Origin of the sequence: Aeromonas sp. LsrichE-8G, assembly GCF_022869435.1 — a bacterium.
In the GTDB taxonomy this organism is placed as follows: domain Bacteria; phylum Pseudomonadota; class Gammaproteobacteria; order Enterobacterales; family Aeromonadaceae; genus Aeromonas; species Aeromonas caviae.
In genome coordinates this window covers 1-371 of record NZ_JALIHH010000222.1, presented here as the reverse complement: position 1 = coordinate 371, position 371 = coordinate 1, and the positions used below count along the sequence as shown (strand labels likewise).

The 371-nt window shown below is 56.1% G+C and carries 1 rRNA gene; it reads left to right on the top strand.

From position 1 onward, the window contains the following. Positions 1-12: 12 nt before the first annotated feature. Positions 13-371 (top strand): 16S ribosomal RNA (locus tag MUW49_RS19595); the annotation flags it as partial.

The window sequence follows — 371 nt, the reverse complement described above, 5'->3', positions numbered from 1 at the left end:
GCAACCAAACTTAAATTGAAGAGTTTGATCATGGCTCAGATTGAACGCTGGCGGCAGGCCTAACACATGCAAGTCGAGCGGCAGCGGGAAAGTAGCTTGCTACTTTTGCCGGCGAGCGGCGGACGGGTGAGTAATGCCTGGGAAATTGCCCAGTCGAGGGGGATAACAGTTGGAAACGACTGCTAATACCGCATACGCCCTACGGGGGAAAGCAGGGGACCTTCGGGCCTTGCGCGATTGGATATGCCCAGGTGGGATTAGCTAGTTGGTGAGGTAATGGCTCACCAAGGCGACGATCCCTAGCTGGTCTGAGAGGATGATCAGCCACACTGGAACTGAGACACGGTCCAGACTCCTACGGGAGGCAGCAG